Here is a 20,344-nt window from a genome sequence, read left to right on the forward strand (position 1 = left end):
TTTTGTCTTTTAAATATCCATTAAATGTTTTATATATAACATTTTTCCATTTACAATAATTGGGATTATTAGTTTTGGGATACTAGAGAAATGTATTTGAGTATTGTGTAGTATAACAATTTAAATAGTAATTTAAATTTTTTTATTATTCTAATATATATTATACTTTCTAAAAGAAAGCGTTTTTATACTTAAAATAAATCTATAAATCTATTAACAGAATATTAAAAGGATTGACACATATTAAGATTAATAGGTAAAATTGAACTGTAATGTAACAATTATTTGGAGGGGTTCAATTGAAAAAAAGTAAATTAATGTTTCTTTCACTATTAAGTGTTTTACTTTTAATGGTTTTAGCTGCTTGTGGTGGTGAAGAAAAAACAACTGACAAAGAAACATCAGGGGGATCTTCTGATGAAAAAGCATCTGATATTAAATTTTTAAGTTTAGCTACAGGTGGTACGCAAGGTACATACTACGCATTAGGTGGTACATTTGCTGATTTAATAACAGAAGAAACTGGTATTAAAACAACTGCTGAAGTTTCACAAGCTTCGACGGCAAACGTAAGCGCATTGAAAGATGGAAATGCTGAAATTGCTTTCATGCAAACGGATATCGCTTACTATGCCAAAAATGGTGAGTTAATGTTTGACGGTCAACCACTTGATGATTTAGTGGCAATTGGCGGTTTATACCCTGAAACAATTCACTTAGTAACAACTGCAAATTCAGGTATTAAATCATTTGAAGATTTAAAAGGTAAAAAAGTTTCAGTAGGTGCACCAGGATCGGGTACTTATGCGAACGCTGAACAATTGCTAGAAGTTCATGGTTTAACGATGGAAGACATCGAACCGCAAAATTTAGACTTTGGTGAATCAACAGACGGTTTAACTACTGGTCAAATCGATGCGGCATTTATCACTGCTGGTTATCCAACGGCTGCAGTTGAAGCATTAGGTGCTACAACAGACGTTGTCATCGTTCCTGTAGAAGCTGATAAAGCAGAAGCATTAATCGAGAAATATCCTTACTATGCAGTAGATACAATTCCTTCAGGTACTTACGGTTTAGAAACGGAAGTTCCTACTGTATCAGTATTAGCAATGTTGGCTGTAAAAGCTGATTTACCAGATGATGTTGCCTACGGAATTGCTAAAGCGATTTATGGAAACACAGATAAGATTAGCCATGCTAAAGGGGAATTTATTAGTCCTGAAACTGCTTTAACTGGTATTGGTATCGATGTTCATCCAGGTGCTCAAAAATTCTTTGATGAACAATAATTAAGAAGAAATAAAGTGAAGGGCTTGAAGGCATACTTCTTCAAGTCCTTTTCAATTGAGGCGATTAAATGAAACGGGCGCATCTATTCTTAATTGTATTAGTGATAGGGATTATTTTTTTCTTTTCACCGCTTTACCCTGTGTTTTCCTTTGAAGAAACACGGACGAATAATCCAGAAGTGTATTACATAAATGTTTCCAAAGAACAAAAGTTTAATATTCGTTTTACTCATTCTATCCATTTAACGGATGTATTAGAATCTTATGAAATAACGGAGAACAATCAAATAAAACTTCATTCAATGGAATATGAAGATGTTGCCGTTGGGATGCCGGCTCATGCAGAGGAAGATCAAACGTTAAGTTATGAAAATGGTAAATACAAATTAGCATACAAAAATAAAATATTAGATAATTTCACGATTTATATTGGAGACATCGATATGGACTTAAATTTTGTTTACGACGGACAAACGTATAACATGAAAAAATCGCTGCATCGAGGGAGTTCTTATTTATTTGAAGTGAAGACAATATCTTTATTCGACAAGCTGAGAGGAGCTGTGATGGTATATGAAAAGTGATGTAAAACATCAAACAACTAGTGAATCAATCGACCCATTGAAAGATAAACAGCTTGCCACAGAGCATATCGATGTATTATCAGAGGAACAACAACAAGAGTTGATTGAGAAGTATGATACAGAAGCGAATATGCGAAAAATTGCCGGTATTATGAAATGGGTTATTTTTATTGGGCTTCTTGCCTTCTCCCTATTCCAGTTATATACGGCTATTTTCGGGCAATTTACTGCTTATATCCAACGTTCTATCCATTTAGGATTTGGTTTAACATTCGTATTTTTACTATTTCCTTCTCGTAAAAAGGGAAGAAAAGATACGATACCATTTTATGATTATATCTTGGCTATAGTAGCTGCTGTAACAGGAGCTTATTGGACAATTAATTATGACCGTTTAGTAACAAGCCTTGGAACAATTACGCAAATGGACTTTATCGTCGGTTTAATTGTAATTTTATTAGTATTAGAGGCTGCTAGACGTTCAGTTGGATTACCGATAGCGATTATTGCTGTTTTATTTTTGGCCTACGCAATTTATGGACAATATATGCCAGATATTTTTGCCCATCGAGGTCAATCATTAGACCAACTAGTTAATTTAATGTACTACTCAACGGATGGTATTTTAGGTACGCCGATTAGTGTTTCGGCAACATATATTTTTGCCTTCTTACTTTTTGGTGCTTTCCTTGTAAAAACAGGGGTAGGGGAGTACTTTAATGATTTAGCGATTGCGGTAGCAGGGAAATTAATTGGTGGACCTGCAAAAGTAGCTATTTTCTCATCTGCCTTGCAAGGGACGATTTCAGGAAGTTCGGTAGCAAACGTTGTTACTTCAGGTGCTTATACGATTCCGCTAATGAAAAAACTAGGATATAAAAAAGATTTTGCTGGTGCCGTAGAAGCAGCTTCTTCTACAGGGGGGCAAATCATGCCTCCAATTATGGGTGCTGCTGCCTTTTTAATGGTTGAATTTATCGGACGCGGTATTACTTATTGGGATATCGCAAAAGCCGCAATTATTCCAGCGATACTTTATTTTGCAGGGATCTGGATTATGACCCATTTCGAAGCTAAACGTCTTGGCTTACGTGGTCTTACAGATGATGAAATGCCAGATCGAAAAATGATTTGGAAAAAACTTTATTTATTAATTCCGATTGCATTAATTGTTGTCATTATGATGTTCGGTGTACCAGTAATCCATTCTGCGTTATATGGTATTATTGCGTGTATCATCGTCGGTTTCTTCAACAAAGATGTGAAGTTTGGCATTCGCGAAATTATCGATGCTTTAGTAGATGGAGCTCGCACAGCTTTATCGGTTGCCGCTGCAACAGCTTGTGCTGGTATTATTGTAGGGGTAGTTGTTAAAACTGGTCTAGGTTTAAGCTTAGCAAATAGTTTAGTAGATTTAGCAGGCGGACGTATTTTCTTAACATTGTTCTTTGTTATGATTGCATCCCTTATTTTGGGGATGGGTGCACCAACAACAGCGAACTATGTTATTACATCGACGATTGCAGCACCGGCGATTATTACGCTTCTAGCACCTGATGTTTCTCAAGCATTAGTGCCGATTACAGTAGTATTAGCTGCTCATTTCTTTGTATTCTACTTTGGTATTATTGCAGACATTACTCCACCAGTTGCACTGGCGGCCTTTGCAGCATCGGGTATATCAGGTGGAGATCCAATTAAAACAGGGGTTCACTCAGCAAAACTAGCGATCGCGGCATTCATTATTCCATATATGATTGTTTACTCACCATCTCTTCTAATGATCGATGTGACGTTCTGGGAAGTTGCTTGGTTAGTCATTACAGCAATGCTTGGAATGATTGCAATAGGAGCGGGAGTTATCGGCTATTGGTACCGTTCTATTAATTTGTTAGAACGATTAATTATTATTGCCGCGGGACTAGCGATGGTTTATCCGGAATCAATGTCTGACATTATCGGATTAGTCGTATTCGGTATTATGTTCTTTATTCAAATAGCAACAAAAAATAAAGGAAATAAACCAGATCGATTAGGAACAGCGACAAATTAAAAAATAGAGAGGCTGGGACATAACTAGCTTCAAATAGTGAGAAAGGTGAATTTGAGGAAACTCAAATTCACCTTTCTCTATTTTTGTATGTAAATTCTTTTTTTCTTTAGTTAATGGCCGTGAATTTTCTTAAATTCACAGCCATTAATGCGAGGCCCATTTCGTTTTCTACCTTCGATTTTCCTCGTACAGAAAATCGAGTGAAACGCAAATTAGCCTTCAAGAATCCAAAAACTGGTTCCACATCGATTTTGCGTCTTCGATAAATGGCACTTGTTTTCTCTTCTGAAAGCTTTGCTCTTACATATTCTTTTTGCTGTTCCCATTTTTCATTTACCATTAATTTTCGATTGTTGCCTTCTTTAGCTTTGGTACACGATGAACGGAATGGGCATCCCGAACAGTCTTCACACTCGTAAATTTTGAGCTTCCGTTGGAAGCCTGTGTGGTCATTACGGACAGAATAATATTGAAATTCAAGACGTTTTTGATTAGGACATGTATATGTATCGGTTTCTTCATCATACGTCCAGTTATCGGGATTAAATATGTTTTGTTTATACTTTTTCTTTTGTTCTTTCAAATACATACTATACGTAATAAGTGCTTCTCGTTTTCTATTCGAAAGGATATCATGAAAGTTTTGTTCACTACCGTAACCTGCATCTGCAACAATGTGTTTTGGTAACTCAAAATAATGCTGCTCAATCTCATCTAGAAATGGAATTAACGTACGTGTATCTGTTGGATTTGTATATATACTATAGGCAAGCGTATATTGACCTTCCGTTGCGATTTGTACATTATATCCAGCTTTTAATTGTCCGTTTTGCATATAATCATCTTTCATTCGCATAAACGTCGCATCTGAATCTGTCTTAGAATAGCTATTGCGTGTACCAAAGATTTCAAAGTCTCTTTCGTATTTTTGTTTACGTAGGACAAAATCAATCAACTGCTTGCGTAATTGTTTCGGGTATTTACGTTTATTTCTTAAGGCTTTTCGTTCTAGAACATCTGATGATGTTTCAATTTGTTTATCATATTCAGTTACGACATCGTCCACTTTTTGAACTAATTGAGCGAGTTCTTCCAATGATAACTGTTTATCGCTTTCACGTTGAATTTCAGGTATGATTTCACTCTCTAGTAGCTCATTGTATAGCTGGTTTGACTTTTCAATTAAATTTTGGTGATATTTTTCAATGGTTTTCTTCCAAACAAACGTAAATTTATTCGCATTTGCTTCAATTTTTGTACCATCGATAAAAATCGCTTCTTGATCAATAAGCTTTTCTTCAATCAATTGGCAACGGAATTGAACGAAACATTGACGAATTAAATCTTTCACTTCTGGTTGAATACGGAATCGGTTGATTGTACGGTAGCTTGGTTCATATCCTTGGGCTAGCCACATCATTCGGATACTGTCTTTTAATAGGGCTTCAATTTTCCGTCCTGAGAAGATAGATTGTGTATAGGCACATAAGATAATTTTAAGCATCATACGTGGATGATAGGCAGGACACCCCTCATTTCGTAGAAATGGTTCGAACGCTTCATGAGGGATACTTTCAACTAGATGATGGATATGGAAAGCAATATCATTATTTTGTAATTTTACTTCTAAATCTAAAGGCAAAACGAGTTGATTCATGTTATAATCTTTAAACATAAGGATCCTTCTTTCTGTATAATTTTGTTGTGGTGACTTAATTTTATCAGAAGTGGTCCTTATTTTTTATTTAAAATAATCAAAGCCGGTGAAATTTTACTTATCGTAAAATTTCACCGGCTTTTCATTTCCCAGCCTCTTTTTTTATGGAATGTAAAAGAAATTATTTTTCTGTAAATAGATAGAGATTGCATTGTTTTTCATCATCGGCTTACTTTACACTAAGATTAAAACGAACATTTGGAGGTATTTATGAAGAGTATTGCAGTTGATATGGATCAAGTGATAGCGGATTTTCTAGGCAAAGCGACAAAAGCTTTTCAAGAGCGTTTTAATATTCCCGTTTCTAAAGAAGAGTTTGACGTAGCAAAAATCGAAGCCCAATATCCTGAACTAGCTAATCAGTTCTATTTAATGATCAATGAACCTGATTTTTTCAGAGATTTCGAATTAGAAGATAAGGACGCTGTACCTGTATTAAAAGAACTGAGTGAACACTATGAAATTTATATTGCGACAGCGGCTATGGATGTGCCAGGTTGCTTCAATGCTAAATATGAATGGTTATTAGAACATTTTCCGTTTTTAGACCCAGCCTACTTTATATTCTGTGGAGATAAAAAGGTCGTAATAGCAGATTATTTAATCGATGACAATGTAAAGCAACTTCAATCCTTTACAGGGGAAGGGATTTTATATTCTCAAAGCTACAATGAATATTGCACGGAATTTAAACGTGTTCATAATTGGCAAGAAATTCGAACATTATTTTTGCCAGTAAAGCAATAAAAGAGTATTGACATTGTTCACCAAATTTTAATCCCATTCATGTAGGTTAGAAGGAAGAGATTGAGGTGAAATTATGGATAACATCGATGTGCGGGACTATTTATTAGAAAAAATTCAAAATTGTCATTGCGAGGAAGGGCTTAAATTACCGAGTGAAAACAAATTAGCTGCAAAATTTTCTATCCCCCGTAAAAGAATCCGAGACGTATACTTAGATTTAGAACAAATGGGGATGATTGAATCCAAACAAGGGATTGGTCATTTTGTTAAACCGAAACGAAAATTACTAGATATCGTTTTAACTGGGGATGTTAGTTTTAGTGAAAAAATGAAGCAGCAAACGAAGGATTATAAGTCTGTTTTAACAAGGCTGGAGCAAATTGAAATGTCTAATTTGGAATATCCCCATATAGAATTTGCTCATTGTAAAACCCTTTATATTATTGAGAGATTACGTTTTGTGGATGGTGAACCTGCTGCTATCCACCGTTCTTATGTTAACGCGGATCTTTTTCCTGAAATAAAAAAAGAACGCAGTCAATTATCCTCCATTTACCAATTTTATAAAACCCACGGTATCGAAAACTTCGAAAGTTCATTTACAAGACTTTCAACTATTTTTCCAGGTAAGTATGAACGAATGATGCTTCACTGTGAAAATTTAGTTCCTATTATTTTAGTTGAATCGGACAACTGGAATAAAGATGAAAATGTTCAATTAGAATATACGGAAATATTATATCGAAGCGACCGCTTCTCCTTCCAATTAACGAATACTCGAAAAGAAAAAGGATGTCTCTGTTAAAAGAGGCATCCTTTTTCCCTTTTTACAAAAACTTCACACTAGCTTAATGGTCTTCTACTTGGCGACAAGATACATTTGCATTGAAAGGGGTGCAAGAGATGAAAAGAGCTTTAAGAACAAAACTATTAATTGAAGTAGGAAGAAAAGAAGCGATTCAATTTGCAAAAGAAATTTCAACAAAGTATCAAGTGGAAGAAATTCAAGCACCAACATTAGGCTTAACGATGATTAAGATGCGAGAATCGGCACAACAATCATTATTTTATATAGGAGAAGTATTAGTAACAGAAACAAAAGTGAAAATTAACGAAAGCTTTGGAATCGGCATTGTGATGGAAGAGGATCAAGAATTATCCCGGGCATTAGCGATAGTTGATGCGGCTTATAAAGAGAATTTACCCGAGACCCTAAATTGGCAAAGGGAGTTTGAAAAGCTACAACAACGATATCAACAACAATTACAGCAATTAAAATGTTCCATCGAGCGGACAAAAGTTAATTTCGAAACAATGAAAATTTAAGGAGGAGTACAAATGGATGAACATCGTACACAACGTACATTCCGAAAAATTTTGGAGGCCATGACCTTTCCCGGGAAGATTCTTCAGTTGGAACAGAGTCCGAATGAACTATCTCCTTTATATTCGCAAACAGTACTTGTTTGCCAAACCCTTTTAGATGGCGAAGTAACGTATGCAGTAATAGGTGAAAAGAAGGTTGGTCAATCGATTCAAGCTTATACAGGAAGTCACGAAGCAAAAGTAGAAGAAGCAGATTTTATTATTATTCCGAATACAGTATGTTCCGATGAGATTGCGCATCTAAAAGTAGCGAAAAAAGGAAATCTTTTGGATCCGCAAAAGTCAGCAACGTTATTTTTTGAAGTCGACAATTTAATGGATGGAATACAGCTGGAATTAATGGGGCCAGGCATTAAAGATAAAACGGTCATTCATGCGGATATTTCTAAGGGTTTTCTAAAAATAAGAGATGAATTAAATGTTGAATATCCCCTTGGTATTGATGTTCTATTTATTGACCGAAATGGCTATGGGATGGCACTACCAAGAACGACAAAGGTAACGGAGGTGAAGTAAAGATGGGGTATGTAGCAGTAACAGGTGGACAGGAAGCGATCGAGGCTTCCCTTCAACATTTAACCTATGAACGTATTAAAGAAGGGAAATTCATTGATGTTGAATCGATTAAAGCAACAATGCGAGGTTTCTTAGATCAAGTGATGTCAGAAAGCAGTCTTTATAGTGAGCGTCTTGCCGCATTAGCTATGAAACAAAGTGAAGGTAATGTAGAAGAGGCAGTATTTTTGTTACGAGCCCACCGCTCTACTTTACCAAGACTATATTATTCTACTGTAACGGACGCTAGAGATATGTTCGTCATTCGTCGTATATCAGCGAGTTTTAAAGATATACCAGGAGGTCAAATTCTAGGGGCATCCCACGACTATTTGCATCGCTTACTAGATTTTTCTTTAGTAGAGGAAACAGAACAAGACGTCTTAAGAAAAAAAGCAGAATTCGAGGCAATCGAAGTACCTGAGGAAAGTTCGTTAACTTTAGAAAAACTACCTAAAGTAATGGATTATTTACGAAAAGAAGGACTTATTAATGAATTTCCCTTAAACGACGAAGAACCTGATGATATCACGAAGGAAAGCTTAACTTTTCCAAGTAGTCGAAGCGAACGTCTTCAAATTTTAACTCGTGGTCAAACTGGATCGGTGACTTCCCTTGGCTATGCTGGTTTGCGAGGCTACGGATCTTCCCATCCAAATGTCGGGGAAGTACGGGTAGGTTATCAACCGATTCATATTGCATTAGATGAAGACGGAGATGAATATTACATTGGTTCAATTAAATTAACGGAAGTTGAGTCGTTCATTCCGGCTAATATCAGTGAAGATGGTAAAGAAGTTTTAGAGTTTGATATCGGTTACGGTGCTTGTTTTGGTCAAAACGAAACGAAAGCAATTGCCATGTCGATATTAGATCATGCATTAGAAAACCCGGAAAACACGCCAATTCATGATGAGGAATTTGTTCTCCTTCACGTGGATACGGTGGAATCAACTGGATTTATCTCACATTTGAAGTTACCTCATTATGTAACGTTCCAATCGAAATTGGAGCAAATCCGGAAAATTAAAAGGGAAGGTGTCACGAATGAATAAGTTTCCTTTCGCATTTTTAGATGAGCAATCTAAAAAAGAAATAAGACGAGCGGTTTTAAAGGGAGTGGCTATCCCTGGTTATCAAGTTCCTTTTGCTTCAAGGGAAATGCCTATTGGTCGGGGATGGGGGACGGGAGGACTTCAAATTACTCTTGCCCTAGTTGGACAAAGTGATGTGTTAAAAGTCATTGACCAAGGTTCTGATGAGTCAGTGAATGCCGTTAATATAAAGAAATTAGTGCAAGGTACAACAGGAATTGAAACAACGATCCATACAAAGGAAGCAACTTTAATTCAGTCCCGCCACCGAATACCGGAAGTGCCATTAAGAAGTGATCAAATTATGATTTTGCAAGTTCCTGAGCCAGAACCCCTTCGTTCAGTGGAGCGAAGTGAGTTCAAAACAAAACAGCTTCATGCGGAAAAGGAATATAGTGGAGCGTGGTTGTTACTATTTGAGCAAATTATGCGCTATAACCAAACGTCTCAAGGGGCGGATTATCCGGTATTAGTACATGATCGTTATGTAATGAATCCGAGTCCAATTCCCCGATTTGATAATCCAAAAATTCATAATAGTGACGCCCTCATTCTCTTTGGAGCAGGCCGAGAGAAGAAAATTTATGCAGTACCTCCTTATACAAAGGTAGAATCGTTAGCCTTTGATGATTATCCTTTTGAAATTGAAAAATTTGAAGGGAAGGCATGTAAAGTTACTGGATTAACCGATGTATTCCTAGATGAATTAACCGATGAGCAAACGGGAGAAACGTATTATTTATGTAATGATACGAGCTTTATGCAGGAATATTTAGAGAAGCGGGGGACTGTTCATGTTCGATAAACCAATTTTACAAATAAAAAATTTATCGAAGCAATACGGTGAAGGGTGTTCTTATTGCCAACAAGAAGATGCAAAGTTAGAAAGAAACTTCTGTCCGGTTTGTAAAACGGTCTATGCATGTAAAAATATTTCCATCGATCTACACCGGGGTGAAATTTTAGGGATTGTTGGTGAAAGTGGTAGTGGTAAGTCTACATTGATGAAATGTTTATACTTCGATGAAGAAATAACAACTGGGGAAGGCTATTTAACGGATTATTTTAACGGGAAAGAAAATATTTTTACCCAGTCTGGGCAGCAGAAAAGATTTATTCGCAACTCATTATTAGGAATGGTTTATCAAAATCCGATGCTAGGCTTAAAGATGGACTTTTCATCTATTAGCAATATTGCAGAAAAACAAATAGCAGCGGGCAATCGCAATGTAGAACAAATGGTAGATCGAAGTAATGAGTTATTAGACAAAGTAAATATTTTGATTAAGAGAAGTAAAGAACCACCTAAAAATTTCTCTGGCGGTATGCAACAACGGGTCCAAATCGCAAAGGCATTATCTAGTAATCCACCAATTCTTTTGCTAGATGAAGTGACAACGGGCTTGGATTTATCGGTTCAAGCAGCTGTTCTAGATTTGATTAAAACGATACAACGAGTAATGCAAATCTCAATGATTGTCGTATCCCATGATTTAGCAGTCATTCGTATGCTAGCAGATCGAACGGTCGTTATGTTAAATGGACAAATCATTGAAGAAGGCTTAACAGATCAAATTTTAGAAGACCCACAACATGCTTATACACAGCAACTTGTTTACTCATTACTTTAGGAGGCGTCGTTATGTTCATATTAACCAATGGCACGATCGTTACTGAAAAAGAGATGTTAAAGCATCATGCAATCGTTGTGGAAAATGATATCATCTCGAAAATTATTCATGAAAAAGAAGTCGAGCAATATCCGGATGCCGTTGTAATGAATGCCAACGGAGGATACATTTCCCCAGGCTTTGTGGACATTCATTCTGATTATATTGAAACAATTGTATCACCTCGCCCTAATTCGATGATGGATATGACATTAGGGTTGCGGGAAAGTGAACGTATTTTAATGACCCATGGGATTACGACGATTTTCCACTCTTTATCCTATTACGGTGATGATAAATACTCCCATAAAGCGATTCGAAATCCAGAAAATGTTCAAAAATGTGTTAATGCCATCAATGACTCCCACCAAAGTCAGCATTTAATTCGTCACCGTTTACATGCACGTTTTGAAATTGATTGTTTAGATCAATTACCGGTGTTGATTGAAAATATTCAAGACGATAAAGTACATCTTTTATCATTTATGGACCACACTCCAGGGCAAGGGCAATATCGTAATCTTGAAATCTATAAACAAATTATGCGCGGTTATCGAAATATGACGGAGCAAGAGGCGGATACGTTAATCGAAAGCCAAATTGAAAAAGAAAAAATAACGTTAGATCAAATAGAGGAAATTTGTAAGTTAGCGTTAGAAAGAAATATTGCGGTTGCTTCCCATGATGATGATGAAGTTGAAAAATTAAAACTTGTTAAATCCTATGGAACGACGATAAGTGAGTTTCCTATTACGTTGGATGTGGCAAAGGCAGCAAAGACAATAGGACTTCAAACAATAGCTGGTGCGCCAAATATTTTACTTGGCGGTTCCCATTCAGGAAATTTAAGTGCAGCAGAGGCGATTCAAGCAAGGGTAATCGATATTATTTGCAGTGACTACTATCCTCCGGCAATGCTCCACAGCATTTTTGAAATGAACAAAAAGTACGAAGAAGATTTACATTATCTATTCCAATTAGTAACGATCAATCCGGCCCGTGCAGTTAATTTAGGACATTTAATTGGATCGATTGAAGAAAATAAGAAGGCGGATTTATTGATTATTGAGCAATTGGACGACGGATATCCGACCATTACAACGACAATGGTTGATGGAAAAGTGATTATGCAAACAAATTATCGTTAAAAGGGAGGGTTGTTTATGATACAAGTCGAGAGTTTACAAAAGTATTTTACAATTCATCATTTAAATAAAAGGTTACATGCAATTGAAGATATTTCGTTTACGGTGAAAAAAGGTCACTTTCTAGGAATCGTTGGTAAAAGTGGAAGTGGGAAATCAACAATTCTTAAAAGTATATACGGCACGTATCAGCCCCAGGCAGGTGCTATTTATTATGAGTCGGAAGAGTTTGGGAAAATGAATATCTTAACTGCTACCCCTCGGGAAATGATTCATTTACGAAAATATGAAATTGGATACGTTTCCCAATTTTTATCCGTCATGCCGAGAACAACAGCATTTGAACTGGTCGAGCAATCTGCGTTAGAAGCAGGAATGAACAGCGAACAGGCGATAAAAGAAGCAAAAGCAACATTAAAACATTTCGATTTAGATGAATCATTATGGAATAATTACCCGAATTACTTTTCAGGTGGGGAAAAATTACGTCTCAATATCGCGAGAGCTGTTATAAAAAAGCCCCGTTTATTATTGTTAGATGAACCGACAGCCAGTCTAGACGATGTTTCAAAGTTAAAGGTAAGGGAATCAATCGAAAAATTAAAGCAACAAGGAACAACGTTAATCGGAATTTTCCACGATTTAGAATTTATGGACGGCTTATGTGATGAAGTATTTACAATGCAAAAAGCGGTGGTGAATGCAGTTGAAAATTGACCTTCATATGCATAGCACCTATTCAGATGGTGCGGATACGATTGAAGAGTTATTTCAAAAGGCGAGGGATAAAGGTTTAACGCATATTAGTATTGTGGATCATGATACGACTGATCATATTGAACAAGCCTTTAAGGTTTCAAAAGAATATGATATTCAATTTATTCCGGGTATTGAAATCTCAGCCTATGATTTCAAAAGAAAACGAAAGGTTCATATATTAGGCTACGATTTCAAACAAAATCATCATATTAAAGCGTTGTGTGATCGACTTTTGCAAAGACGACATGAGCATTCGTTATGGCAGTTAAAGCAAATTATATCTGCTGGATACGATATTACGGAAGAACAGGTTATGGCCTATGTTAAAGAGGGAGGCGTACTTTATAAACAACATATTATGAACGCTCTTACAAATAGCCCATATACTTCCAAACAGTACCAGACATTATATAAATCGTTGTTTAAAGGAAATGGGGTAGCTTCCGGGGATATAGACTATTTAGATGCCTTTGAAGCAGTTAAAGCAATTGGAGCAGATGGTGGGTACGCAGTTGTCGCTCACCCAGGCCAATTGAATTCTTATGATATAGCAGAGGAACTAGTACCCTATGGATTAAAAGGGGTGGAATCTATTCATCCAGATCATAATGAAGAACAAGTTAATAGAATTGTAAAAATTGCACGAGATTACAATCTATTTTTAACGGGCGGTTCTGATGACCATGGGCGTTACGGCGCGGTTTTAAATAGCGAAAATTATATAGTGGAAAGTATAGAGCATGTCCCGTTTATTAAATAGATGTTAATAATTGTTAAGTGTTTTGGAGACTGCTTTTCAACCGATAAATATGTGTTTTAATAATTTGTGTAGAATACAATCTACAAAAAACTATGAAATTAAAGGGAGATTAAAATGAAGAAAAAGTTTGTTGCTATTATTTTCATGAGTATTTTAGCAGTTTTAGCCTTAGTTGGTTGTAACTCCGAGGCTGCAAATACTGACAATGCTAATGCAAATGATGAAACATCAAGTAATCAAGAAAATGCAAGTAACGAAGAAACTTCAAAAAGTGACGAACCCTTAACGGTTGTTTGGTATCCAAATGAGTCGGGCAACGAATTAAAAGCAGCCCGTGATGCATTAGGTTCATTAATTTCTGAAGCTACAGGCCGTGAAGTAGAACATAAATTAACTACAGACTATGCGATTGCAATTGAAACGATTGCAAACGGCAATGCTCATGTTGCCTTTATGGGAGCTCAAGGTTATATCGAAGCAAATGAAAAAAGTTCAGACGTACAACCTTTAGTCGTTCCATCTGGTGCATCTGGAACTCTTGATGACGCAGTATATTATAGCTGGTTAGCAGTACCAAAAGATAAAGCCGAAGAATATAAAACAAATGGCGAATTCGATATAAATAAAATTGCTGGTAAACGTTTCTCGTTCGTATCAGCTTCATCAACATCAGGATTTAAAGTACCTTCCGAAGCGATCATTAGTCACTTTGGAGAGCAAGAAGAGTACAAAGATTTAACGGCAGAAGATTTAGCAGAATCGAACGATTTATTCCCAGAAGTATTATTTGGTGATTCACACCAAGGTTCCGCTGTCAACATGTTAATGGAACGTTCTGACGTTTCTGCTTTCTGTGATACATGTGTATCAAACTATGTGGAATTAGTAGAAGGGGAAGCTAATACACCAGGTGCTGTTTATAAAGTAAAAGATGATGCAGCAGCTCCATTCAACAATTTAACTGGTAAAGAATTTACATTAATTTCTGTAACACCAGTATTAAACGCTCCGTTCGTAGTAAATGAGTCTGTACTTTCCCCAGAGGAAATTACGGCATTAGAAGAAGCATTTACTTCTGATGAAACTACAAACAATGAGGAAATTTTTGTTCCAGAAGGATCTGAAACACCTGGTTTATTCGAAAAATCTGAAGGTGGAAATGAACGATTTGTAACTGCTGAAGACGATTGGTTCGATCCAATCCGTGAATTATCAAAATAATTTTTGAGAAGAAAAGAGAGAGCTTATAAACCTTTATAAGTTCTCTTTTTAAAAATTATTATGATGTTTAAAAGAAGCTTGAGTTAATAAAAAGGAGTTGTCACAATGCAACAGGTTTTGAATAAGGAGCCAATCATTTCGAAAGCCGAGATTTCAAAAAAAGTCCAGAAGGGCGAAGTCATTTTAAAAGTCCAAGATTTATTTAAAAGTTATAATCGCGGCACACCTGTTCTTCAAGATATTCAAATGGAATTAAAACAAGGGGAGTTTATTTCAATCATTGGCCCATCTGGTGCTGGGAAATCAACTTTTCTAAGATGCATTAATCGAATGATTGACCCAACAAGTGGAAGTATTGTGTTTGATAATACTGAGATGACCTCTTTAAAAAAGGCAGATTTACGAAAACAACGTTCGAAAATCGGCATGGTGTTTCAACATTATAATTTAGTATCACGATTAACTGTTTTTGAGAACGTGTTACATGGGAGATTCGGTTATAAATCGACCATACAAGGTGTGTTTAGTCTTTTTTCAGAAGAGGAAAAGGAGCTAGCATTAACGATTTTGGACAAACTCGGTATGAAAGAATTTGCCTATAAACGATGCGATCAATTAAGTGGTGGGCAAAAGCAACGTGTCGGAATTGCAAGAGCATTAGTACAACAACCAAAGCTACTGCTTTGCGATGAACCGATTGCTTCCCTCGATCCGAATGCTTCAAAGGTCATCATGGATCATTTAAAGGATATTTGTGAAACGATGGGGATTACCGTATTAGTCAATCTTCATCAAGTCGATGTAGCGTTGAAATATTCTGATCGAGTAATTGGGTTAAATAAAGGGAAAATTGTCTACGATGGTATACCTGAAAAGCTTTCGAACGCTGCTATCCGTGACATTTATGGATCAGAAATTGAAGATTTGATTTTGGAATAGGACGGTGCAAAAGTAATGGAAAATCGTCTTGATGTAATTAAAAAAAAGAAAATTCATATGACCTTAGTGTTACTCATCATGTTACTCATTACGATGGGGACTTCGATGATAACCGATTTTAATTTTGTTGAAGGATTTCAATCTATACCTGGAACGATTGCTTGGATGGCCGCGAATTTAATTCCTGGTGCTGAAGCGATGGAAAATTTCTCTAAAGTATTAGCGAAACTATGGGAAACGATTGTATTATCAATTATTTCAACAACAACAGCTGGTTTGTTTGCACTGTTCTTCGCTTTATTTGGATCGAAAACAACGAAAGTAAATCAACCCCTTGCAGTATTTTCACGATTTATTGCATCTGTATTCCGAAACATTCCGGTCGTGGCATGGGCATTAGTGCTCGTCATTTCCTTCGGTCATAATGTTGTAACAGGTTATTTTGCGCTATTCTTTACTACTTTTGGTTTTTTAGTTCGTGCGTTTATCGAAACTATAGACGAAGCAAGTATGGAATCTGTTGAAGCATTGAACGCGACAGGGGCTACATATTTCCAAATGGTTTTCCGAGGGGTACTTCCTGAAAGTTTGCCGCAAATGGTCAGTTGGTTATTTTTCATGATTGATACAAATATTAGAAGTGCTACCCTTGTTGGGTTATTAACGGGTACTGGGATAGGTTATTTGTTCGATTTGTATTATAAACGACTCGATTATGAAACAGTAGGTTTAATTACCATTTGTATCATTGTGGTCGTTATTACTATTGAATTTATTTCAAATAAAGTTAGGAGGCTCATTTTATAATGCAGGCTACCTCATCCATGCAGAGTAATATTAAGGTGCGAAATGGCAAGATTCAAATAAAGACGTTTAATCGTTCAAATTTTGTGTTGCACTCTATTTTAAGCTTTCTCGTTCTATTTACGATTGTAGCACCATTTTTTTTAGAATATGGCGCGATTGATATACAAACGGCTATTTTCTATACTTTAGACAATTTAAAAATGATGTTTTTACAGCCAGCTTTAAGTCAAGTTACGATAAGTGCAGCGTTATATCAAATTTTAATTACGTTAGCATTGGCCTTTTTATCTACATTAATTGGTGCAGTAATTTCCTTTTTCTTAGCGATACTAAGTGCAAAAAATTTAATGCCTTCCTACATTTCGAATATCATTATTGCTTTTAACTCCTTTATTCGCGCGGTACCTACCGTATTATGGGTATTAATCTTTGCTATCGTAGCGGGGCTAGGTAGTGTGGCGGCAATCTTAGGGATGACGTTACATACCATTGCCTATTTAACAAAAGCCTATGCCGAGTCCTTTGAAGAGATTGATCAAGGAATGATTGAAGCATTACGTGCGACTGGAGCAAAATGGTGGCACATTATCGTACATGTTGTGTTACCCCAAACTTCGTCTTATATGGTGTCCTGGACATTCCTTCGCTTTGAAACAAACTATGGTGTAGCAATCGCGATGGGAGCGGCTGCGGCTGCAGGTGGTATTGGATTTGAGTTGTTTATGGCATCAAGCTTCTATTATGATTTACATGAAGTAGGGATGATTACTTATTTCGCATTACTTATTGCGCTTATTTTAGAGTTCATTTCCATCCGTATTAAAAATAAATTAATAGGAAGTAAATCATAAAAAGGAATGGTTGAAGTCCCTCTATAAAAGGGGGATTTTTTTACGTTCAAATCATTGTGGAAATCATTTATCGCAAATTGAGATTGTTTTAATACTTTTATTGCATATTTAACAGTATCTTGTTGTATTTGAAGGGTAAACTGTGTATGATATAAAATATCTGAAAATTCAAACTAAGGAGTGTTGCACAAGGTGAATAATTTATTATTATCTAGGTTTGAAACTTATTTATTGGATGAGAAATTAGAAATAGAATTTGACGAAATGGAAGAAAGTATAGATGAGGAATCAAATCATTACGAAGAATATCCACCTGGGTTCTTCTCCGATTTATAAAATCTGTTGGCGGCGACAAATCCTTTAAGGAATTTGTCGTTTTTTTATTACATATCATCTCCTTCCTTTCTCTTAATTTTGATTGGTAGGCAGAAGCGGTTAATATTTATAAGGTGGTTATGTATAATAGAATAAGTGAATTGAAAATCGAGGTGCGAAAACATGGGTCAGGTTAGAACATACGAAGAAGTTATCTATGGATGGTTTGAGCATTTTCATGAAAATCCAGAAGTTAGTTGGAAAGAAGTAGAGACGACTAAAAAAATTGCATCGATTTTAGATGAAATGGGAGTCAATTATAAATTATTTTCTGATTTAACGGGTCTTGTTGCTGAAATCGGTCAAGGAAAAGAAGTGATTGCAATAAGGGCAGATATTGATGCATTATGGCAAGAAGTAGATGGAGAAATGCGTGCGAACCATTCTTGTGGACATGATGCGAATATTTCTATCGTTTTAGGTGCACTCCTTCAGTTAAAGGATCAACCTTTAAATAAACGAATTCGATTTATTTTTCAACCGGCCGAAGAAACAGGCGGTGGAGCAATTGAAATGGTCAAACGTGGAGTTGTAGATGATGTATCGCACTTGTTCGGAGTTCATTTACGTCCAATAGAAGAATTACCTCTTGGGAAAATTACCCCTGCTATTCACCATGGGGCAGCGTTATTTTTGAATGGTTCCATTCATGGGATAGATGCCCATGGTGCCAGACCGCACCAAGGAAAAAATGCAATAGATGTTATTTTTGCAATCCAACAGATGTTAAAGAATATTTATATTAATCCTTTTGAAGTATATAGTGCGAAGCTGACAAAAATCGTCGCGGATGGAGGAAGCACAAACATTATTCCTGGAAATGCGACTTTCTCGATGGATGTACGTGCCCAAAAGAATGCAGTTTTGGACGAAATTCAACAACGAATCGAGGGAGGGTTTAAGTCGATAGGTGACATGTTTGGAGTGAAGATTTGTTGGGATTGGGTTGATAAAACGCCGGGAGCAGAAGTTTCTGCGGAAGCAATGGAAATGGCGAAAGCTTCCATTATCGAGTCGCTAGGGATGGAATGCTTAGAGCAACCAATTTCCACACCAGGGAGCGATGATTTCCATTACTATACTGTTTTACGTCCCCATTTAAAAGCGACAATGATCGGTATCGGGGCAGATTTAGCACCTGGATTACACCACCCTAAAATGACGTTCAATAAAGAGGCGTTGATTACAGGAGCAAATGTATTAACAACTTTACTAAGCAATGCAGCAAAAAGGATAACGACTAAAGAGAGATAAAAGGAAGTTTAGAATAATGAAAATTAAACAAATTGAAATTTTTGCAGTAAATTTACCTTTAATTAAACCGTTCATTATTAGTTACGCTACTTACCCTCATATTCAATCAATTATCGTAAAATTGACAACCGAATGTGGCCTTGTAGGTTGGGGAGAATGTGTTCCAGATGAACATATTACTGGGGAAACACCTGACTCTACTTATGCTATGTTGAAGTATACGTTGGCACCATCTATCATTGGTCAAAATCCAATGGAATTTGAAAAAATTCATGAAATGATGGATAAAAAGGTACACAAAGCACCTGCTGCTAAAGCAGCTATCGATATTGCTTGTTTTGATGTAGTAGGAAAAAAATTAGGAGTTCCTGTTTATCAATTATTAGGTGGACGTTATCATGAAAAATTCCCAGTAACCCACGTATTAAGTATCGATGATCCAGACAAAATGGCGGATGAAGCCGAAGAAAAGGTGAATGAAGGTTATCGGTCATTTAAAATGAAAGTCGGTGTGGATGTTGCTGGTGATGTAAAGCGAATTAAAGCGGTTCGTGAACGCGTCGGAGAAGAAATCGCCATTCGCGTAGATGTGAACCAAGGCTGGGTGAATAGCGCCAATACCCTTCAAGCTGTACGTCATTTGGAAGGGTTAGGAATTGATTGGTTAGAGCAACCGGTATTACAAGATGATATCGATGCTATGGTGGAAATTAAGGCAAAATCTACAGTACCAATTATGATTGATGAAGGAATTCGTGATATGCACGACATGCGAGAAATTATTGCGAAACGAGCGGCCGATAAAATCAATATTAAGTTAATGAAGTGCGGTGGTATATACCCTGCAATGAAACTTGCTAATATGGCTGAGATGGCAGGGATCGAATGTCAAGTTGGATCAATGGTTGAATCTTCAATTGGCTCAGCAGCAGGTTTCCATGTAGCTTTCTCAAAGAAAATTATAAAAAGTGTGGAATTGACTGGTCCTGTTAAGTTCTCTCAAGATTTAGGAGATTTAAAGAAAAGCTATATCATTCCATTTATTCAATTAAATGAACGTCCTGGTTTAGGTGTAGAGGTGAATGAAGCAATACTTACCCAACTTACCCAACATTCGGACAAAGTAGGTGAGTAG

The 20,344-nt window shown here is 36.4% G+C and carries 21 protein-coding genes; 20 read left to right on the plus strand and 1 reads right to left on the minus strand.

Going from position 1 to position 20,344, the window contains the following annotated elements; all coding sequences use genetic code 11:
• Positions 1-299: 299 nt before the first annotated feature.
• The 3 genes from MHH69_RS00825 (at position 300) to MHH69_RS00835 (ending at position 3,929) form a co-directional block, all read left to right on the plus strand.
• The gene (locus MHH69_RS00825; protein ID WP_225230168.1) at positions 300-1,292 is read left to right on the plus strand and encodes a TAXI family TRAP transporter solute-binding subunit; all 993 of its coding nucleotides are present in this window, start codon (positions 300-302) and stop codon (positions 1,290-1,292) included.
• A 68-nt stretch (positions 1,293-1,360) separates the two neighbouring features.
• The gene (locus MHH69_RS00830) at positions 1,361-1,876 is read left to right on the plus strand and encodes a DUF1850 domain-containing protein (protein WP_341361492.1); all 516 of its coding nucleotides are present in this window, start codon (positions 1,361-1,363) and stop codon (positions 1,874-1,876) included.
• Positions 1,866-3,929 carry a TRAP transporter permease gene (locus tag MHH69_RS00835; RefSeq protein ID WP_341361493.1) on the plus strand — a complete coding sequence of 688 codons (2,064 nt, stop codon included), beginning with the start codon at positions 1,866-1,868 and terminating at the stop codon, positions 3,927-3,929. The genes MHH69_RS00830 and MHH69_RS00835 overlap by 11 nt, the downstream gene beginning before the upstream one ends.
• Before the next feature lie 106 nt (positions 3,930-4,035).
• Here the strand turns inward: MHH69_RS00835 and MHH69_RS00840 are convergent, their stop codons facing one another.
• Positions 4,036-5,604, minus strand: coding sequence for an IS1182 family transposase (locus MHH69_RS00840; RefSeq protein WP_169187918.1), 1,569 nt, complete (start codon positions 5,602-5,604; stop codon positions 4,036-4,038).
• Positions 5,605-5,856: 252 nt separating this feature from the next.
• Between MHH69_RS00840 and MHH69_RS00845 the strand changes: the two genes are divergently transcribed.
• The 17 genes from MHH69_RS00845 (at position 5,857) to MHH69_RS00925 (ending at position 20,344) form a co-directional block, all read left to right on the plus strand.
• On the plus strand, positions 5,857-6,393 hold the full coding sequence (locus MHH69_RS00845) for a 5' nucleotidase, NT5C type (protein WP_341361494.1): 537 nt from the start codon (positions 5,857-5,859) through the stop codon (positions 6,391-6,393).
• 73 nt (positions 6,394-6,466) lie between these two features.
• Positions 6,467-7,198 carry a GntR family transcriptional regulator gene (locus MHH69_RS00850; protein ID WP_341361495.1) on the plus strand — a complete coding sequence of 244 codons (732 nt, stop codon included), beginning with the start codon at positions 6,467-6,469 and terminating at the stop codon, positions 7,196-7,198.
• Between the two features lie 98 nt (positions 7,199-7,296).
• On the plus strand, positions 7,297-7,719 hold the full coding sequence (phnG, locus tag MHH69_RS00855; RefSeq protein WP_341361496.1) for a phosphonate C-P lyase system protein PhnG: 423 nt from the start codon (positions 7,297-7,299) through the stop codon (positions 7,717-7,719).
• 12 nt (positions 7,720-7,731) lie between these two features.
• A complete protein-coding gene (gene phnH / locus MHH69_RS00860) occupies positions 7,732-8,295 on the plus strand; it encodes a phosphonate C-P lyase system protein PhnH (RefSeq protein ID WP_122971781.1) in 564 nt (187 codons plus the stop codon).
• 2 nt (positions 8,296-8,297) lie between these two features.
• Positions 8,298-9,389, plus strand: coding sequence for a carbon-phosphorus lyase complex subunit PhnI (locus MHH69_RS00865; RefSeq protein ID WP_122971782.1), 1,092 nt, complete (start codon positions 8,298-8,300; stop codon positions 9,387-9,389).
• Complete coding sequence (locus MHH69_RS00870; protein ID WP_122971783.1) at positions 9,382-10,233, plus strand: alpha-D-ribose 1-methylphosphonate 5-phosphate C-P-lyase PhnJ; 852 nt, start codon at positions 9,382-9,384, stop codon at positions 10,231-10,233. The genes MHH69_RS00865 and MHH69_RS00870 overlap by 8 nt, the downstream gene beginning before the upstream one ends.
• Positions 10,223-11,059, plus strand: coding sequence for an ATP-binding cassette domain-containing protein (locus MHH69_RS00875; RefSeq protein ID WP_445954556.1), 837 nt, complete (start codon positions 10,223-10,225; stop codon positions 11,057-11,059). Before MHH69_RS00870 ends, MHH69_RS00875 begins: the two co-directional genes overlap by 11 nt.
• A gap of 11 nt (positions 11,060-11,070) precedes the next feature.
• A complete protein-coding gene (phnM, locus tag MHH69_RS00880) occupies positions 11,071-12,246 on the plus strand; it encodes a phosphonate metabolism protein PhnM (protein WP_122971785.1) in 1,176 nt (391 codons plus the stop codon).
• A 15-nt stretch (positions 12,247-12,261) separates the two neighbouring features.
• Positions 12,262-12,960, plus strand: a complete 699-nt coding sequence (locus MHH69_RS00885; protein ID WP_122971786.1) for a phosphonate C-P lyase system protein PhnL — start codon at positions 12,262-12,264, stop codon at positions 12,958-12,960.
• The gene (locus MHH69_RS00890) at positions 12,944-13,762 is read left to right on the plus strand and encodes a PHP domain-containing protein (protein ID WP_338322895.1); all 819 of its coding nucleotides are present in this window, start codon (positions 12,944-12,946) and stop codon (positions 13,760-13,762) included. The genes MHH69_RS00885 and MHH69_RS00890 overlap by 17 nt, the downstream gene beginning before the upstream one ends.
• A 114-nt stretch (positions 13,763-13,876) precedes the next feature.
• Positions 13,877-14,983 carry a PhnD/SsuA/transferrin family substrate-binding protein gene (locus tag MHH69_RS00895; RefSeq protein ID WP_122971788.1) on the plus strand — a complete coding sequence of 369 codons (1,107 nt, stop codon included), beginning with the start codon at positions 13,877-13,879 and terminating at the stop codon, positions 14,981-14,983.
• A 105-nt stretch (positions 14,984-15,088) separates the two neighbouring features.
• A complete protein-coding gene (gene phnC, locus MHH69_RS00900; protein ID WP_341361497.1) occupies positions 15,089-15,922 on the plus strand; it encodes a phosphonate ABC transporter ATP-binding protein in 834 nt (277 codons plus the stop codon).
• Positions 15,923-15,937: 15 nt separating this feature from the next.
• Positions 15,938-16,729 carry a PhnE/PtxC family ABC transporter permease gene (locus MHH69_RS00905; RefSeq protein WP_341361498.1) on the plus strand — a complete coding sequence of 264 codons (792 nt, stop codon included), beginning with the start codon at positions 15,938-15,940 and terminating at the stop codon, positions 16,727-16,729.
• Positions 16,729-17,580 carry a PhnE/PtxC family ABC transporter permease gene (locus MHH69_RS00910; RefSeq protein ID WP_241559303.1) on the plus strand — a complete coding sequence of 284 codons (852 nt, stop codon included), beginning with the start codon at positions 16,729-16,731 and terminating at the stop codon, positions 17,578-17,580. The genes MHH69_RS00905 and MHH69_RS00910 overlap by 1 nt, the downstream gene beginning before the upstream one ends.
• Before the next feature lie 192 nt (positions 17,581-17,772).
• The gene (locus MHH69_RS00915) at positions 17,773-17,916 is read left to right on the plus strand and encodes a hypothetical protein (protein WP_158599686.1); all 144 of its coding nucleotides are present in this window, start codon (positions 17,773-17,775) and stop codon (positions 17,914-17,916) included.
• Positions 17,917-18,078: 162 nt separating this feature from the next.
• Positions 18,079-19,209 carry an amidohydrolase gene (locus tag MHH69_RS00920; protein WP_122971791.1) on the plus strand — a complete coding sequence of 377 codons (1,131 nt, stop codon included), beginning with the start codon at positions 18,079-18,081 and terminating at the stop codon, positions 19,207-19,209.
• Between the two features lie 16 nt (positions 19,210-19,225).
• Positions 19,226-20,344, plus strand: a complete 1,119-nt coding sequence (locus tag MHH69_RS00925; RefSeq protein WP_122971792.1) for a mandelate racemase/muconate lactonizing enzyme family protein — start codon at positions 19,226-19,228, stop codon at positions 20,342-20,344.

It is taken from the genome of Ureibacillus sp. FSL E2-3493 (genome assembly GCF_038077515.1).
GTDB classification, from domain to species: domain Bacteria; phylum Bacillota; class Bacilli; order Bacillales_A; family Planococcaceae; genus Ureibacillus; species Ureibacillus halotolerans.

Bases quoted from the DNA above. Each gene is read 5' to 3' on its own strand.
- MHH69_RS00905 (WP_341361498.1), top strand. From the start codon at position 15,938: ATGGAAAATCGTCTTGATGTAATTAAAAAAAAGAAAATTCATATGACC.
- MHH69_RS00865 (WP_122971782.1), top strand. From the start codon at position 8,298: ATGGGGTATGTAGCAGTAACAGGTGGACAGGAAGCGATCGAGGCTTCC.
- phnC (WP_341361497.1), top strand. From the start codon at position 15,089: ATGCAACAGGTTTTGAATAAGGAGCCAATCATTTCGAAAGCCGAGATT.
- MHH69_RS00875 (WP_445954556.1), top strand. From the start codon at position 10,223: ATGTTCGATAAACCAATTTTACAAATAAAAAATTTATCGAAGCAATAC.
- MHH69_RS00845 (WP_341361494.1), top strand. From the start codon at position 5,857: ATGAAGAGTATTGCAGTTGATATGGATCAAGTGATAGCGGATTTTCTA.
- MHH69_RS00870 (WP_122971783.1), top strand. From the start codon at position 9,382: ATGAATAAGTTTCCTTTCGCATTTTTAGATGAGCAATCTAAAAAAGAA.
- MHH69_RS00885 (WP_122971786.1), top strand. From the start codon at position 12,262: ATGATACAAGTCGAGAGTTTACAAAAGTATTTTACAATTCATCATTTA.
- MHH69_RS00835 (WP_341361493.1), top strand. From the start codon at position 1,866: ATGAAAAGTGATGTAAAACATCAAACAACTAGTGAATCAATCGACCCA.
- MHH69_RS00910 (WP_241559303.1), top strand. From the start codon at position 16,729: ATGCAGGCTACCTCATCCATGCAGAGTAATATTAAGGTGCGAAATGGC.
- phnG (WP_341361496.1), top strand. From the start codon at position 7,297: ATGAAAAGAGCTTTAAGAACAAAACTATTAATTGAAGTAGGAAGAAAA.
- MHH69_RS00895 (WP_122971788.1), top strand. From the start codon at position 13,877: ATGAAGAAAAAGTTTGTTGCTATTATTTTCATGAGTATTTTAGCAGTT.
- MHH69_RS00890 (WP_338322895.1), top strand. From the start codon at position 12,944: ATGCAGTTGAAAATTGACCTTCATATGCATAGCACCTATTCAGATGGT.
- MHH69_RS00920 (WP_122971791.1), top strand. From the start codon at position 18,079: ATGGGTCAGGTTAGAACATACGAAGAAGTTATCTATGGATGGTTTGAG.
- MHH69_RS00840 (WP_169187918.1), bottom strand. From the start codon at position 5,604: ATGTTTAAAGATTATAACATGAATCAACTCGTTTTGCCTTTAGATTTA.
- MHH69_RS00830 (WP_341361492.1), top strand. From the start codon at position 1,361: ATGAAACGGGCGCATCTATTCTTAATTGTATTAGTGATAGGGATTATT.
- phnH (WP_122971781.1), top strand. From the start codon at position 7,732: ATGGATGAACATCGTACACAACGTACATTCCGAAAAATTTTGGAGGCC.
- MHH69_RS00925 (WP_122971792.1), top strand. From the start codon at position 19,226: ATGAAAATTAAACAAATTGAAATTTTTGCAGTAAATTTACCTTTAATT.
- phnM (WP_122971785.1), top strand. From the start codon at position 11,071: ATGTTCATATTAACCAATGGCACGATCGTTACTGAAAAAGAGATGTTA.
- MHH69_RS00850 (WP_341361495.1), top strand. From the start codon at position 6,467: ATGGATAACATCGATGTGCGGGACTATTTATTAGAAAAAATTCAAAAT.